The sequence below is a fragment of the Halopseudomonas aestusnigri genome (genome assembly GCF_002197985.1).
GTDB classification, from domain to species: Bacteria; Pseudomonadota; Gammaproteobacteria; order Pseudomonadales; family Pseudomonadaceae; genus Halopseudomonas; species Halopseudomonas aestusnigri.
Window position 1 is genome coordinate 111,666 of sequence record NZ_NBYK01000004.1, and the last position, 15,441, is coordinate 127,106.

Annotated in this window: 14 protein-coding genes and 2 tRNA genes; 9 read left to right on the top strand and 7 right to left on the bottom strand. The window is 60.6% G+C overall.

Translation table 11 applies throughout. The annotated features are described in order from the left end of the window. Positions 1-130: 130 nt before the first annotated feature. Positions 131-207, bottom strand: a tRNA-Val gene (locus B7O88_RS08220). Positions 208-372: 165 nt separating this feature from the next. Next, positions 373-2,418, bottom strand: coding sequence for an excinuclease ABC subunit UvrB (gene uvrB, locus B7O88_RS08225; protein ID WP_172409660.1), 2,046 nt, complete (start codon positions 2,416-2,418; stop codon positions 373-375). A 286-nt stretch (positions 2,419-2,704) separates the two neighbouring features. Between uvrB and B7O88_RS08230 the strand changes: the two genes are divergently transcribed. Together B7O88_RS08230 and B7O88_RS08235 are read left to right on the top strand one after the other, a co-directional pair. After that, a complete protein-coding gene (locus tag B7O88_RS08230; RefSeq protein WP_088275077.1) occupies positions 2,705-3,907 on the top strand; it encodes an amino acid aminotransferase in 1,203 nt (400 codons plus the stop codon). A 76-nt stretch (positions 3,908-3,983) separates the two neighbouring features. Then, a tRNA-Asn gene (locus B7O88_RS08235) sits at positions 3,984-4,059 on the top strand. 48 nt (positions 4,060-4,107) lie between these two features. Here B7O88_RS08235 and B7O88_RS08240 read toward each other — a convergent pair. Together B7O88_RS08240 and B7O88_RS08245 are read right to left on the bottom strand one after the other, a co-directional pair. Beyond that, the gene (locus B7O88_RS08240; RefSeq protein WP_088275079.1) at positions 4,108-4,707 is read right to left on the bottom strand and encodes an FMN-dependent NADH-azoreductase; all 600 of its coding nucleotides are present in this window, start codon (positions 4,705-4,707) and stop codon (positions 4,108-4,110) included. Between the two features lie 103 nt (positions 4,708-4,810). Continuing rightward, positions 4,811-5,131 (bottom strand): 3-phosphoglycerate kinase, encoded by a 321-nt coding sequence (locus tag B7O88_RS08245; RefSeq protein ID WP_088275081.1) that lies wholly within the window; start codon positions 5,129-5,131, stop codon positions 4,811-4,813. 99 nt (positions 5,132-5,230) lie between these two features. On the opposite strand from B7O88_RS08245, the gene B7O88_RS08250 reads away from it, so the two are divergent. The 3 genes from B7O88_RS08250 to B7O88_RS08260 all read left to right on the top strand — a co-directional run bounded on the left by B7O88_RS08250 (position 5,231) and on the right by B7O88_RS08260 (position 7,610). Beyond that, entirely contained in the window at positions 5,231-6,121 is an 891-nt protein-coding gene (locus B7O88_RS08250) for a LysR family transcriptional regulator (RefSeq protein WP_088275083.1), read from the top strand. A 67-nt stretch (positions 6,122-6,188) separates the two neighbouring features. After that, a complete protein-coding gene (locus tag B7O88_RS08255) occupies positions 6,189-7,028 on the top strand; it encodes an alpha/beta fold hydrolase (protein ID WP_088275085.1) in 840 nt (279 codons plus the stop codon). A gap of 15 nt (positions 7,029-7,043) precedes the next feature. Then, complete coding sequence (locus B7O88_RS08260; protein WP_088275087.1) at positions 7,044-7,610, top strand: peptidylprolyl isomerase; 567 nt, start codon at positions 7,044-7,046, stop codon at positions 7,608-7,610. 5 nt (positions 7,611-7,615) lie between these two features. On the opposite strand, the gene B7O88_RS08265 is transcribed toward B7O88_RS08260, so the two are convergent. Then, positions 7,616-8,740 carry a GNAT family N-acetyltransferase gene (locus B7O88_RS08265; RefSeq protein WP_088275089.1) on the bottom strand — a complete coding sequence of 375 codons (1,125 nt, stop codon included), beginning with the start codon at positions 8,738-8,740 and terminating at the stop codon, positions 7,616-7,618. 132 nt (positions 8,741-8,872) lie between these two features. Between B7O88_RS08265 and ada the strand changes: the two genes are divergently transcribed. From ada to B7O88_RS08285, 4 genes are all read left to right on the top strand, one after another. Continuing rightward, positions 8,873-9,940, top strand: coding sequence for a bifunctional DNA-binding transcriptional regulator/O6-methylguanine-DNA methyltransferase Ada (gene ada, locus B7O88_RS08270; RefSeq protein WP_088275091.1), 1,068 nt, complete (start codon positions 8,873-8,875; stop codon positions 9,938-9,940). Beyond that, the gene (locus B7O88_RS08275; RefSeq protein ID WP_088275093.1) at positions 9,933-10,844 is read left to right on the top strand and encodes a DNA-3-methyladenine glycosylase 2; all 912 of its coding nucleotides are present in this window, start codon (positions 9,933-9,935) and stop codon (positions 10,842-10,844) included. The genes ada and B7O88_RS08275 overlap by 8 nt, the downstream gene beginning before the upstream one ends. Before the next feature lie 154 nt (positions 10,845-10,998). Further along, on the top strand, positions 10,999-11,904 hold the full coding sequence (locus tag B7O88_RS08280; protein ID WP_088275095.1) for a YihY/virulence factor BrkB family protein: 906 nt from the start codon (positions 10,999-11,001) through the stop codon (positions 11,902-11,904). A 149-nt stretch (positions 11,905-12,053) separates the two neighbouring features. After that, complete coding sequence (locus tag B7O88_RS08285; protein ID WP_088275097.1) at positions 12,054-13,250, top strand: serine hydrolase domain-containing protein; 1,197 nt, start codon at positions 12,054-12,056, stop codon at positions 13,248-13,250. A gap of 188 nt (positions 13,251-13,438) precedes the next feature. Here the strand turns inward: B7O88_RS08285 and B7O88_RS08290 are convergent, their stop codons facing one another. After that, on the bottom strand, positions 13,439-14,149 hold the full coding sequence (locus B7O88_RS08290) for a DUF2057 family protein (RefSeq protein ID WP_088275099.1): 711 nt from the start codon (positions 14,147-14,149) through the stop codon (positions 13,439-13,441). A 167-nt stretch (positions 14,150-14,316) separates the two neighbouring features. Continuing rightward, a complete protein-coding gene (locus B7O88_RS08295) occupies positions 14,317-15,366 on the bottom strand; it encodes a porin (protein WP_088275101.1) in 1,050 nt (349 codons plus the stop codon). Positions 15,367-15,441 lie beyond the last annotated feature (75 nt).

Here is a 15,441-nt window from a genome sequence, read left to right on the forward strand (position 1 = left end):
GAACCGCCCCAGCGACTCGCTGCAGTCAGACCGGCATCACGATTGCCGGCAGCCCTTGCGGGCTACTGCAGAAGCACCTGAAGCGGTGCAGAAAGAAAAAAACCCGGCCACAGGGACCGGGTTTCTAATTTGGTAGGCACGATTGGATTCGAACCAACGACCCCCACCATGTCAAGGTGGTGCTCTAACCAACTGAGCTACGTGCCTGCGATGGAGGCGAACTTTACGCACCTCCCTTAACCCTGTCAACCACTAAGTTACTGAAAACCTGAAAAAAGCTTGAATCGCCAGCAGGGCGATCAACAAACAACCAGCACCTGATTATTCTTTATCCAAAACGCTCAAATAACGAGCAAAACCTCTGAATCCGATTCAGACCTGCATCAATTGATCGCGCAATTTCTGGATCTGGTCACGCAACTGGGCAGCCGACTCGAATTCCAGATCACGCGCGTGCTGGAACATTTTCTCTTCCAGCTCGCCGATACGCTTGGTGATTTCGCCCGGCGTGCGCGGCGCAGAATATCCCGCCCCCTCTTCTGCCACCTTCTGCTGACGACGACGGCCACTGCGACTGCCAGGCACCACCGCACCCTCCAGAATATCCGCCACGCTCTTGGTAACGCCCCGCGGGGTGATGCCATGCTCCTTGTTGAAGTTGATCTGTTTCTCGCGGCGGCGCTCGGTTTCGCCGATGGCGCGCTCCATCGACCCGGTAATACGATCGGCGTAGAGTATCGCCTTGCCGTTCAGGTTACGCGCCGCGCGGCCGATGGTCTGGATCAACGATCGTTCGGAACGCAGAAAGCCCTCTTTATCTGCATCCAGAATGGCAACCAGTGACACCTCCGGCATGTCCAGCCCCTCACGCAGCAGGTTGATGCCCACCAGCACATCGAAGGCCCCGGTACGCAGGTCACGGATAATCTCGACCCGCTCCACCGTATCAATGTCCGAATGCAGATAGCGCACCCGCACACCGTGATCCCCCAGATAGTCCGTCAGATCCTCGGCCATGCGCTTGGTCAGCGTGGTGACCAGCACGCGCTCTCCCTTATCGACCCGCAAGCGTATCTCGGACAATAGATCGTCGACCTGGGTGGTCGCCGGGCGCACTTCAATCAGCGGGTCAACCAGACCGGTTGGCCGCACCACCTGCTCGACCACCCGCCCGGCATGCGCCTCTTCATAAGGGCCGGGCGTAGCCGAAACAAAGATCGTTTGCGGTGATATCGCCTCCCACTCATCAAAGCGCATTGGCCGGTTATCCAAGGCCGACGGCAGACGGAAGCCATACTCGACCAGGGTCTCCTTGCGCGAACGGTCACCCTTGTACATCGCCCCCACCTGCGGCACCGACACATGGGATTCGTCGATGATCAGCAGCGCGTTCTGCGGCAGATAATCAAACAGCGTTGGCGGCGGCGCACCCGGCTCGCGACCGGACAGGTAGCGCGAGTAATTCTCGATGCCATTGCAGTAACCCAGTTCCAGAATCATCTCCAGATCAAAGCGGGTACGCTGCTCCAGCCGCTGCATTTCAACCAGCTTGTTCTGCTCCTTCAGTACCGCGAGGCGCGCATCCAGCTCCACCTTGATATGTTCCACAGCCTCAAGCAATGTCTCACGAGGTGTTACATAATGGCTTTTAGGATAAACAGTTACGCGCGGAACCTTACGCAAAACCTCACCCGTTAGCGGGTCGAAGAAACTGATCGTCTCGACCTCATCATCGAACAGTTCGATACGAATGGCCTCGAGGTCAGATTCCGCCGGAAAGATGTCGATCACATCACCGCGCACACGGTAAGTGGCCCGGGCCAGCTCCATGTCGTTGCGGGTGTACTGCAGCTCGGCCAGCCTGCGCAGCAAGGTCCGCTGATCCACCTGATCGCCGCGATCAACATGCAGCACCATGCGCAGGTAGGACTCAGGGTCGCCCAGACCATAAATAGCCGACACCGTCGCCACGATGATGGCGTCAGGCCGCTCCATCAGCGCCTTGGTCGCCGACAGCCGCATCTGTTCAATGTGATCATTGATGGAAGCATCCTTCTCAATATAGGTATCGGAGGACGGCACATAGGCTTCAGGCTGGTAGTAATCGTAATAGGAAACGAAGTACTCGACCGCGTTGTGCGGAAAGAACTCCTTGAACTCCCCGTACAGCTGCGCAGCGAGGGTCTTGTTCGGAGCCATGATGATCGCCGGCCGCTGCATCTGCTGAATGACATTGGCAATGGTAAAGGTCTTGCCGGAGCCAGTCACACCCAAAAGCGTCTGGTGCGACAGCCCTGCCTCGAGGCCCTCGACCAACTGAGCGATCGCTATCGGCTGATCGCCGGCGGGCTGAAAGCGGGTTTGCAGATTGAACTCAGACACGGTCGACGATCTCCCACTATTACGACAATCGCACATCATACCCGACACAACCCCAGCGCGTCCGTCACTGCCTCGCAGTGACGCTATCAGCAAAGCTGTCGTCTGCCTTGAGAGCGCATTCGCGGCAAAAAGACGCGCAACGCGAAGGGAACCCGATTGGAGTTATCTGATCAGTTCCTTATAATGAACGGCCGCTAAGATGGCACTGACAGAACCCTGATGGCGGGGCAAAGCAACCCACCCTCGTCAATCCGCAGCTTCAGTGCAGTCCCCTGGCATAGCCCGACACCCTACATTCACCTGTATCGAGTTTGCCCATATCATGAGTTTGTTTTCCCCGGTAGAACTGGCCCCGCGTGATCCTATCCTTGGCTTGAACGAAGCGTTCAACGCCGATACCCGTGCGAACAAAGTCAATCTGGGTGTTGGGGTATACAGTGACGAGTCAGGCAAGGTGCCGCTGCTGCGCGCAGTACAGGCCGCCGAAGAAGCCCGCGTTGCAGAACATGCCGCCCGCGCCTACCTGCCGATCGACGGCCTGGCACCCTACGATCAGGCGGTGCAAAAGCTGCTGTTCGGCGCTGACTCCACCCTGCTCTCCTCCGGTCGCATCATTACTGCCCAGGCGCTCGGCGGCACCGGCGCCCTGAAACTGGGCGCTGACTTCCTTTATCGCCTGACCGGCAAGCGAACCGTCGCCATCAGCAATCCGAGCTGGGAAAACCATCGCGCACTGTTCGAAGCCGCCGGTTACGATGTCGTCGACTACACCTACTTCGACCCGGCAACCAACGGTCTGAACCTGAGCGGCATGCTGGCGGACTTGGAAGCGCTGGCCGAAGGCACCGTGGTTATTCTGCACGCCTGCTGCCACAACCCGACCGGTGTCGATCTGAGCCTGGCTGACTGGGCCAAGGTCATCGACGTTGTTGGCCGCCGCCAGCTTGTCCCCTTCCTCGACATCGCCTATCAGGGCTTCGGCGAGAATCTCGAAGACGACGCGGTTGCCGTGCGCCTGTTTGCCGAGTCCGGCCTGCCATTCCTGGTCGCCAGTTCCTTCTCCAAATCCTTCTCGCTGTATGGCGAGCGCGTTGGCGCCCTGACCATGGTTACCAGCAGCAAGGAAGAAACTGCACCGGTGCTGTCGCAGCTCAAGCGCGTTATCCGCACCAATTACTCCAACCCGCCAACCCACGGTGCCAAGGTAGTTGCAGCGGTACTTACCAATCCTGAGCTCTACGCCCTGTGGGAAGACGAGCTGGCCGAAATGCGCGACCGTATCCGCGACATGCGCGCAGCCCTGGTTCAGAAGCTGCAGGCAGCCGGCGTCGAACAGGACGTCAGCTTCATTCAGCGTCAGCGCGGCATGTTCTCCTTCTCGGGCCTTAGCAAGGAGCAGGTGGCGCGCCTGGCTGACGAGTTCGGCATCTACGCTGTTGGCAGCGGCCGCATCTGTGTCGCGGCGCTGAATAACAGCAACATCGACGCCGTTGCCCAGGCAATGGCTGCGGTCATGAAGGCGTGAGTTTCACGCCTGATTGATCAATTGGCTTCAAGGCGTTGACTTCCATCATTTTTTTGGTAAAGTGCGCAGCGTCCATTCCGCGATAGCTCAGTCGGTAGAGCAAATGACTGTTAATCATTGGGTCCCTGGTTCGAGTCCAGGTCGCGGAGCCAAATTAAAAAACCCGGCTGATTGCCGGGTTTTTTATTGCCTGCGTTTTATCAGGCGATGGCAGCCAAAGCCTGATCCGCTTCAGCGCGGCCCTTGGCAGCCTCTTCTTCGCCCAACGCCTGACCTTCAACGTTGACGAACTCCACATCCTGAATGCCGATAAAGCCCAGCAACTGACGAATGTAGGGCTCCTGGAAGTCGATCGGCGTACCGGCATAGCGGCCACCACGGGCGGTCACCACATAGACCTTGCGATCACCTGCCAGACCTACAGGTCCATTTTCGGTGTACTTGAAGGTGCGCCCGGCCAGCAAAACGTGGTCGAACCAGCTTTTCAAGGTAGAAGTAATGCCGAAGTTATACATGGAAGAGCCAATCACGACGATATCGCTGGCAAGCAACTCATCGATCAACTGCTCCGACCGGGCAGCGGCTGCCCGCTCCTCCTCAGTCTGTTCCTCGGCTGGCTTCATCCAGCCGCCAAGCAGGGTACCGTCAAGGTGGGGGATCGGCTCAGCGCCCAAGTCGCGGGTCACTACCCAGGAACCGGGGTTGGCCGCTTCAATCTGGCGCACCAGCTGCGCGGTGTATTCGCGGGTCAGCGACCCTTCCTGACGGGCACTGGACTGCACTACAAGGATTTTTTTCATGGCTCGACTCCATCTTTCGGTAAAGGATGGCGCCATGATAGAACCAATAAAAAGATAAAAAAGCGCAAAAATACGCTAATACCAATCGGCTAAATTGATATATTCAGTTTGCGCTGCAGCGCACATCGACCCTGACGCGAGTGATAGCCCGCTGGAAAGACTGACTGACCACCGTGCTCTCCCCCGCGGCCAGTCGCACCCGGCGCGGCGCAGGCCGTTCCGGGCCGTTGACGAACGTCGCCTCGCACAGAGCCGTGTTAGCCCCGGCATTACGCAGCGTCACCGTTGCGATATTGCTGATGTCCGTGGTCCGGGTTTCGATGGTTACCCCATCGAGATGCGCTTCCAGATCGATTGGAAAGGCCTGTGCAACCGCGGGCAGTAACAAACAGGTCAGTGCGCTGGCGGAGGCGAGAGTACGCATCGAAAACTCCTTGCGGCAATACAGATGCACGACGCGCGCAAGCGTCGGGCGTGCCCCGAGACGGGCACGCTCAAATACGATACGGCAGAGGATGGCAAGATGAAAGCACCACGTGTAACCCTCGAACAATGGCGCACCCTGCAGGCGGTCATCGACCACGGCGGCTTTGCCCAGGCAGCTGAGGCGCTGCACCGCTCACAGTCCTCGGTCAGCTACACGGTAGCGCGCATGCAGGAACAACTGGGCGTGCCGCTGCTGACCATTGAGGGCCGCAAGGCGGTGCTGACCGAGGCCGGTACGGTGCTGCTCAGGCGCTCCCGCCAGTTGCTGTCGCAGGCGAGTCAGCTGGAAATGCTGGCCACCGAGATGGAGCTGGGCTGGGAGCCGGAAGTGCGTCTGGTAGTCGACGCCGCTTACCCGACCGAACGGCTGGCCAGTGCCCTGCGCGCGTTCATGCCACAAAGCCGTGGCTGCCGGGTACAACTGCGCGAGGAGGTGCTCTCCGGTGTGGAAGATTGCCTGCTTGATGGCTCCGCCGACCTGGCCATTTCCGGGCTCAGCATCGCCGGCTTCCTGCCGCAACAGCTCAACTCGGTCGACTTCGTCGCGGTTGCCCACCCCGAGCATCCGCTGCACCAATTGCAGCGCAGCCTGACCCATGACGATCTGCAAGGCCACCTGCAGATCGTTATCCGCGACTCGGGGCAGCACAAGCCCAGGGATTCCGGCTGGCTTGGCGCCGAGCAACGCTGGACGGTAGCCAGTCTGGGCACCGCCGCCCGCATGGTCGCCAGCGGCCTGGGCTTTGCCTGGCTACCCTGCCACGAGATACGCCACCTGATCAACGACGGCAAACTGAAAGCCTTGCCGCTGGAGAAAGGCGCCAACCGCTCGGTACCACTGTTCCTGTACGCCAACAAGGACCGTCCGGTCGGCCCGGCCACGCGAATTCTTGCCGACCTGATCATTGAACATTCGATGACAGACTGATGCAGCACTTCAATTGACAGGACGTCCATGCATAGAATGCCATCTCTATTCGTCAGGGACGCCGTCCATGCCACAGATCCGACTGAACGACTGTGAATTCCATTACACCGACCAGGGCTCGGGCCAGCCAGTACTCTTGCTGCACGGTCTTGGTTCCAGCGAGCAGGACTGGGAATACCAGATACCCGCGCTCAGCGTCCATTACCGCGTGCTGTGCCTGGATATGCGTGGCCACGGCGGCACCGACAAAACCGGCAAGGGATACTCGATAGCCCAGTTCGCCCGGGACTGCCTGGCCTTCATCGAGGCAATGGGGCTGGAAAAGCCGCATATCGTCGGCCTGTCGATGGGCGGCATGATCGCCTTCCAGCTCGCCACGGACGCCCCTGAGGTGCCGGCCAGTCTGACCATCGTCAATAGCGCACCCGAGGTCATCCCTCGTCGCCCGGCTGAACTCTGGATGGCCGGCAAGCGCCTGTTTTTCGCCCACGTATTACCAATGTCGACCATCGCCAAGGGGCTCTCTCGCCTGCTGTTCCCCAAGCCTGAGCAGGTGAACCATCGGCAAACATTCATCCAGCGCTGGACCGCCAACCATCGACGCAGCTATCTGGCGTCGCTGCGGGCGATCGTCGGCTGGGGCGTCAGTAACCAACTGGACCGTATCAGTTGCCCGGTGCTGGTCGTCAGCGCCGATCAGGATTACACCCCGGTTGACCTCAAGCGCGAATACGTCAGTCGCATGGGCGACGCCAGGCTTGAGGTGATTGCCGATTCACGGCACGCTACCCCGGTTGACCAACCCGACGCTTTCAACACGCTGTTGCTGAATTTCCTGAGCCAGGTCGACAGCAGCCGCGTAACAACAACGACAGAGCCTGCCCAGGCAGGCCTTTCCACCCTCTGACCACGGAGTCAAACCATGCTCAAACACCTGATTGGTGCCACTACCCTGCTGCTGCTCAGCAGCACCGCGCTGGCCGAAAACCCGCGTGTGCAACTGACCACCAACCTCGGCGACATCGTTGTCGAGCTGAACGAGGAGCAGGCACCCATCAGCGCCGCCAACTTCCTGCGTTATGTCGAAGCAGGCCACTACGACGGCGTGATTTTCCACCGTGTGATCCCGGGCTTCATGATTCAGACCGGCGGCTTCGACAGCAACATGCGTCAGCGTGAAACCGGCAACCCGATCAAGAACGAAGCCGACAACGGCCTGCGCAATCTGCGCTACACCCTCGCCATGGCCCGCACCGGCGTAGTCGACAGTGCCACCAGCCAGTTCTTCATCAATCTGGATAACAACGACTTCCTCGACCACGGCTCACGCGACTTCGGCTATGCCGTGTTCGGCAAGGTCGTCAGCGGTGAACAGGTTGTTGAAACCATCGGCAAGGTACCCACCACCAGCCGCAGCGGGCACCAGAACGTACCGGTCAACCCGGTCACCATCATCAGCGCCACCCGCCTGGAAGACGGCACCGAGTAAGCCCGCTACTCAGTTGCCTGCCGGAATGGCAGGTAGCTGATTGCCTCCTGCCGATAGGCTTTCACCCCCGCGCGCTCGCGCAGCAAAAAATCCGCTACCGCCCCGTGCAAGCCCGGCTGCAGCTTGTGCCATGACTGTGTCAACACCGGCTCAAAGCCGCGCACCAGCTTGTGCTCACCCTGCGCCCCGGCATCAAACCGCTTTAGCCCTTCAGCAATGCAGCGCTCCATACCCTGATAGAAACAGGTCTCAAAGTGCAGGCGGTCAAACTCCTCAAGGCAACCCCAGTAACGCCCATACAGGGTGTCGCCACCCGCGAGGAACAGCGCACCTGCCACCGGCCGCTCACCCTGCATGGCAAACAGCAGGCGAACGCTGGCCTGGCAGTAACGGTTCAACAAGATAAAAAACTCAGGCGGCAGATAGGGCTCCTGTCCGCGCTTGTAATAGGTCGCCGCGTAAAACGGGTAGAACTGCCGCCAGACCGCCTCATCCGATTGCTCGCCGGTCAGCCAGCGGAACTCGATCCCCTGATCGCGAATCGCCTGCCGCTCCTTGCGAAAGTTCTTGCGCTTGCGCGAGTTGCAGGCGGCCAGAAAGTCATCGAAGCACTGATAGCCCCGGTTGTACCAGTGAAACTGGCAACCCAGTCGCTGCAGCCAGCCATGCTCCTGCAACAGATCGTTCTCGCTGCCAAGATTGAACAGCAGATGGAGGCTGGACACCTCACCGGCCTGCAACTCGGCATCCAGCCCGCCAAGCAGCGCACCGGCCGCCGCCGGGTCCCGTGCGATCAAACGCGGCCCCTGCACCGGTGAAAACGGCGCCGCACTGAGGTATTTCGGATAATAGCGCTGCCCCGCCCGCTCCCAGGCTTCGGCCCATTGCCAGTCGAACACGTACTCACCCCAGGAGTGGCTTTTGCGATACAGCGGCATCAGTGCCAGCAGCTCACCGTCCTGCTCGACCACCCGGTGTGCAGGCTCCCAGCCAGAGGCCGCGCATACCGCTCCGCTTTCTTCCAGTGCGCGCAGAAAGCCGTGGCACAGAAACGGATAGTCCGCCGCGAGCAGAGCGTCCCAGCTGGCGGCATCAACATCATTGATCGAACGTAAGCGTTTCGGCACCATGGAGCAAAACCCATCCGGCAAATGACACAGCAGCCGATGATGACCGGCTGCCGATTCAGTAGCAAGATACCGGATGCAGCCCCGATCTGCCGCAGGCAACATCGATAGCAGACACCTCGGCGAGACACGGCAATGATCCATACACCTCCAGACAGTCTGACCCGGCAGCGCCTGCAGCAGATCCAGGCCCGAGATGCCGCCGCAGATGGCCGCTTTATCTACGCTGTGATCACCACTGGCGTGTATTGCCGCCCTAGCTGTCCATCCCGTCACGCACGCACCGAAAACCTGCGTTTCTTCGACAACACAACCGAGGCTCGTGCGGCAGGCTTTCGCCCCTGCCTGCGCTGCAAACCGGACACCGATCCAGATGCCGCTCGGCAGGCGCGCATTACCCGCCTCTGCCGCCTGATTGAGCAGGCCGAGCAGGCGCCAACCTTGCAGCACCTGGCCGAAGCAGCCGGGCTGAGTCGCTGGCACCTGCAACGTGAATTCCGCAGAGAAACCGGCGTGACACCCAAAGAGTATGCCCGCGCCGTGCGGCAAAAACGTCTGCTGCAACAGCTTGCCGACGCCCCAACAGCGACAGATGCCGCTTTCGCTGCCGGGTTTGGCTCGACCAGCCACTTTTACGCTGAAGCCCCCGGTGAACTCGGTATGCCTGCGGCGGATTATCGTCGGGGCGGCTGCAAGCAACAGATCGGTTTTGCCATCGGTCCCTGCCCGCTCGGCCGCGTGCTGGTCGCCCGCAGCGCACAGGGCATCTGCTCGATCCTGCTGGGTGATGATGACACCCTGCTGGAAGCTGATTTGCGAGCACGCTTTCCGAAAGCCCAGTGCACGCCCGATACGGGCCTTGGCGACCAGCTGAGCGCCGTGGTCGCGCTGATCGAGTCACCACACCAGGCGCAGCAGCTGCCGCTGGACATTCGCGGCACCGCCTTTCAACGGCGCGTCTGGCAGGCGCTGCAAGCCATCCCGCCAGGCCAGACCCGAAGCTACTCCGAGCTGGCCGAGGCCATGGGCTCGCCCAGCGCCGCAAGGGCGGTCGCCGGCGCCTGCGCTGCCAACCCGCTGGCTATCGTCGTGCCCTGCCACCGTATTGTCCGCAGCGACGGCAGCCTGTCTGGCTACCGCTGGGGCATAGAACGCAAACGCGCGCTCCTGCAACGCGAAGCGCAGGGCCCAAAGGATGACTGAACCCGGTACCGCACTGCGCCTCACCCTGCCCGCCGACTTTCGTCATGCCGATGTGCTGCGCTTCTACGCCCGTGACCGCGAGCAGGTCTCGGAACGCACAACAGGCCAGCGCATCGAAAAGGCCCTGCACAGGCAAGGCCACCCCACCCTGCTGCAACTGGATTTCAGCGAACCCGGCAGCGTGCTGGCCCAGCTGTCGATTGCAGAACCCGACACCACTGCGTTCCTGCATTACCTGCGCAACCTGCTCGGCCTCAATCAGGACATCGACGGCCTGCGCATTGCCCACGGCGCACACCCCGAGATCGCCCGGCTGCTCAGGCAAACACCCGGCCTGCGCATGCCGCAAAGCGCCAGCCCGTTTGAAGCCGCGTGTTGGGCCATCATCGGCCAGATGATCAGCGTCGAAGCTGCCATCTCCGTACGCCGCCGCGTTATTCGCGCACTGGGTACGCCACTGACCAACGGCATGCATTGCCACCCCCAACCCAGCGCACTGCTGGGCGCGTCACCAGACGAGCTGCGCAGCTGCGGCCTGTCCGCCAGCAAAGCCGCCACCCTGATACGCCTGGCCGAGGCAGTAGAAAGCAACCAGTTGCCATTGGACACCTGGGCTGCCACCACCCCGTCCCCCACCGCAGCCATTGTCGAAGGCCTCGCCAGCATCAAAGGCATCGGCCCCTGGACCCAGAGCTATATCCTGCTGCGCGGCTACGGCATACTCGACGGCTCCATGCACGGCGACGTCGTGGTGCGCAAACGCCTCGGTGCCCTGCTCGATCTGGCCGAAGCACCGGACCAAGCATTTACCCAACAATGGCTCGCCCAGTTCGGCTCCTGGAAAGCCCTGGTCGCCGCCCACCTCTGGGCCATGCAGACCGATGCCCAAGCCAAGGACTACTAACAGCGATAGTGCTGGCTGTGCAAAGTCGGCATCCTGCTCCCTTGCCACTGGCCCCACTCCGCTGCGCATGTCTACAATGCCCCTGACCCACACAACAACAGCGACATAAGGCTTTCTCGACAATGGCTTTCAGTTCCCACGGCAGTGGCGCCCTATGATCAGGCACTGGTTCGGTATTTTCCGCGCAGCGGTGCAGAACTGGCTTGATAGCCAGGCCTTTATTTATGCCGCTGCTCTGGCGTTTTTCACGGTGTTTTCCATCGCGCCGGTGCTGGTGGTGGTCGTGGCGCTGGTGGGGTTTGTGTTGGGTGAGCGCGCGGTAGAGGGTCAGCTGTTTGCGCAGCTTGAGGGCACCATCGGGCCCGAGGCGGCGGGGGTTATTCAGACGGCGGTAGCCAATTCGCAGATAGATCAGAGCGGCATCTGGCCGGCGTTGATTGGCATTCTGGCGACCATCGTTGGTGCAACCACGGTGTTCGGCAAGATGCAGCAGTCGCTGAACCAGATCTGGGGCGTGGCACCGCGCCCGTCGCGTAACAACCTTTGGCTGTTGATCAAAAGTCGCCTGCTGTCGCTGACCCTGATTCTGGCTATCGGTTTTATTCTGCTGGTGTCGCTGACGCTGTCTGTCGCCTTCAGTGCAGTAATGGCCTTTGCCGACAGCTGGCTGCCCGTTCCGGCACCGGCCATGGTGGCGATGGAGTTTTGCCTGTCTCTGGCGTTGACCACGCTGCTGTTTGCGGCGATGTTCAAGATTCTGCCGGATGTGCTGCTGTCGTGGCGTGATGTGCTGGTAGGCGCCTTTATTACAGCAGTACTGTTCGCCGCCGGCCGCTCCCTGATTGCACTCTATCTGGCCTACTCGGCTACCGCGTCGGCCTATGGCGCTGCCGGCTCGCTGGCCCTGCTGCTGCTCTGGGTGAACTATTCCTCGATGATCCTGCTGTTTGGTGCCGCCTTTACCCGGGCGCACCTGGAAGGCCGTGGTCTGGAAGTGCGGCCCAAGCGCACGGCGGTGCGCGTGCAGCGCGAGTTGATAGCCAAGGCGCCGCAGGACTGACCCCGTCGCGGCCAGCTAGGCTGCCGCACACAGGTATTTAGCAAGCGACGGCTGCCGAATCACGCCGGCTTATGCAGCCGGCGCAATCCCCCATCCTGCACGCAACTCCCGTAAGTTATGCCCACAACAATAAAAGATGGAGTACACGCATGAAGAAAGGGATCCTTTCGATCATTGTGCTGCTGGCAATCGCCTGCGGCGTTTTCTGGGTCACGGCCGACCAGGATATGCGCCGACTGGCGCTTAACCTGCCAACCAGTACCAATGTGCTGTTCTGGTCCGAAGATCAGCGCGATGCCGGTTTCAGGGCACTGGATCGCCTGCCGGTTCTGAGCAAGTCTCGGGTAATCGAGGCCGGTGACAACGTATATGCCCTGCCCGACGGCGCGCCGCTGGATGCAGGTTTGGATATAGATGCCTACATGGACGCCCAGCGTGCCGCGGCACTGATCATCGTGCACAACGGCAAGGTACGGCTCGAAAAGTACGCCATGGACTTTGGCCCCGATGGGCGCTGGACCAGTTTCTCGGTCGCCAAGTCATTTACCTCGACGCTGGTCGGCGCCGCGATTCAGGACGGTTACATCAAAAGTATCGACGACATGGTGTCGGACTACATACCGGACCTCAAGGGCTCGGCGTACGACAACGTGACCATAGCCCAGCTGCTTACCATGACCTCGGGCGTGGCATGGAACGAGGATTACGCCGACCCGAACTCGGACGTAGCCCGCTTCAACTCGCACACTGCCGAGCCTGGTATGGACGTGACCGTCAGCTATATGCGCCAGCTGCAAGCCGAGGCCGAGCCCGGTACCAAATGGGTGTACAAAACCGGCGAGACCAACCTGATTGGCGTGCTCGCCAGCTCAGCCACCAATAAGCCGCTGGCGGAGTATCTGTCGGAAAAGATCTGGAAACCCTTTGGCATGCAACAGGACGCCACCTGGCTGCTCGGCTCCACCGGCCATGAAATCAGCGGCTGTTGCGTGCAGGCCGCCACCCGGGACTACGCCCGCTTCGGCCTGTTCATGCTCGGCGGCGGTATCGCCGGCGGAAAGCAGGTACTGCCCGAGGGCTGGATCACCGAGGCTACCCACAAACAGGTGGATATCGGCGTGCCGGGCCGCGGCTACGGCTATCAGTGGTGGACCCTCGACGACGGCGCCTACATGGCCCAGGGCATTTTCGGTCAAAGCATCTTTATCGACCCTGACCGCCAACTGGTTATTGCCGCGAACGGCAACTGGCCGCAGGCGACAGATAATCAGGGTGGCACTCAGGGCAAGGACCGTTTGGCCTTTTACCGCCAGGTACAGCAAGCCATCGACGCAGAGACACCGTAGGGCGTGTCCAGCCGATGTTCCCGCGCTGGTCGCTGCTTTGCCAGCGAATCGGTGGAGACGCCTTTGGCTTACTCCACCCTACTACGCAGCGCCAGCCCACAGACGTTTCCGCCAGATACACAGACAAAAAAATCCCCGCGTGAGCGGGGAATAAGGTGCAGCACACAAGCCTACGGGGTGTTACTCGATTACTGAACGGCCCATTCGAGGAAGGCGTCACGGCTTTCCGGGCTGAGCATCAGGTAGATTTGCTTCAGGGTAGCAAGGGTCGATGCGTCATGCGGCAGGGTCTGGGCTGGCGCAGCAGCCTGCGACGGAGTCGGCACGGCCATCGGGACTTGCGCGGTAGCCTGGGGAGCCGCGCCAATCGGGGCGATACCGTGATCCTGGGTGGCGACCATGGTGCCAGAACCGAACATTTCGCCCAGCAGCGACACATAACGCGGACCCGGTTCGCTGGCAACACGCTCGCCGGTGCGGGTATTGACGGCGACGCCTTCGAAGTTATTTTCCATTTCCTGAGCCTGCTTCAGGTTGCTCGGCTCATCGAACTCAATGCGCCAAACCTCGCCGGCCTGACCGTCGATGGTGAAGGTCGCGCTGCGGGTACGGACGATTTCGTGGCTCAGACCGCCACCCACGTCGTAGCCGTTTTCAAAGTACGCATTGATGCGGTACTTGCCCGGCTGCAGCTCCAGCTGACGCAGGTTGTTGCCGACCATGCGATTGGCTTCCGGCGCAGGCTGACCGTTGATATTGAGGACCTCAAGGGTGTTGGGCATTTCAACAACCAGGACCTGCGAAGCAGGCTGTTCGGCGCCTGAGTACAGTTTGACGGGAGCCTGCTGGGCGCAAGCGGACAGCAGCGCGGCGGCGGCGAGACAGAGCAGTTGACGCATGGGATAGAACTCCTGGCACAAGTGAACATTGAGATCCGGTCGTGATCACACTTTATGACCACTTGGCGACGAGATTAAGACTGCAGGGTTTCACTTTAATGACAAAGCCGGACTGTTTTCTCAAACAGTCCGGCTTCGGGTTACTTCGGTCCTGTCAGGTGACGGGATCAGAAGTCGTAACGCAGGCCTACCGAGAAGCCGGTTGCATCTTCGCCCAGTGCACCAGCCGGGTTGGCGGTACGTGCCTGGCTCCAGGGAGTCAGAGCAACGTTCTCGTCGTTTTCAACCATGGCGTAGTTGGCGTAGACACGAACAGCCTTGTCCAGCTTGTGCTCGATACCTACAGCCAGCATGTCGCTGTCAAAGTTGTCGGCATCGGAGTCGCGGGTCAGCCACATGGCTTTCAGCGCAGTAGCGGAACCGACTTTCAGCTCGCCACCCAGACCGTAAGTGTCGGAGGTCAGTGCGTCCTGAACAGCTTGAGTCGCTGCCGGGTTGGTGTAGTCGACAGTCTGGTAGAAACCAACCAGCTTGAAGCCATCAGTGATCTTGTAGGCAGCTGCGGCACGGATACCGTCGCGCTCGCCGCGGCCAGTGTCTTCATCAGCAGCTTCGTAGGCCAGAGCCGCTTCCAGAGCGTCGCCAGCATAGTTCAGGGAGCCGCTGATCACGCTGTCGTCAGTGTCCTCTCCGTTAACGGTGCTTTCCTGAACGGAGTAGCCCAGTTTGGCGAAGAAGCCGTTCATGTCCGGCGTGGTGTATTCCAGAGTGTTGTCATAACGCTCGTCGAAGCGGGCGTTGCCAACGCGGGTCAGGTTGCGCATGTCGCCGACCTGATCGCCGAACAGGTTGGCCGGGCCGCGAGCTGCTTTGAAGGGGCTGTCGAAACGACCCATACGAGCGGAACCAAAGTTGCCTTTCAGACCGACGAAGGTGTCGCGGGTGTTGAAGGAGCTGCCGTTGTCGGTACCGAAGTCGATCTGCTGCTCAATCTGGAAGAAGGCAGTCAGGTTCGGGTTGATCTCGTGGTCACCCTTGAAGCCCAGACGGGAAGAGTTGCTGGACAGGTTGGTTTCGGAGTAGTCCGCACCGTCATCCAGGAAATCGACGGATACGTGGGCGCGGCCGTAGATGCTTACATCGGCCATGGCGACTGCCGGAATGGCGGCAGCCAGTGCGGTTACGGCGAATCCAGCGAAGTGCTTGCGCAGAGTCATTGAGTCTTCCCTCAGTTATGTTTTGCGTTGACAGTGAAACAACACATTGGGGCTCGCCGGATGGGGCGGCGCCCG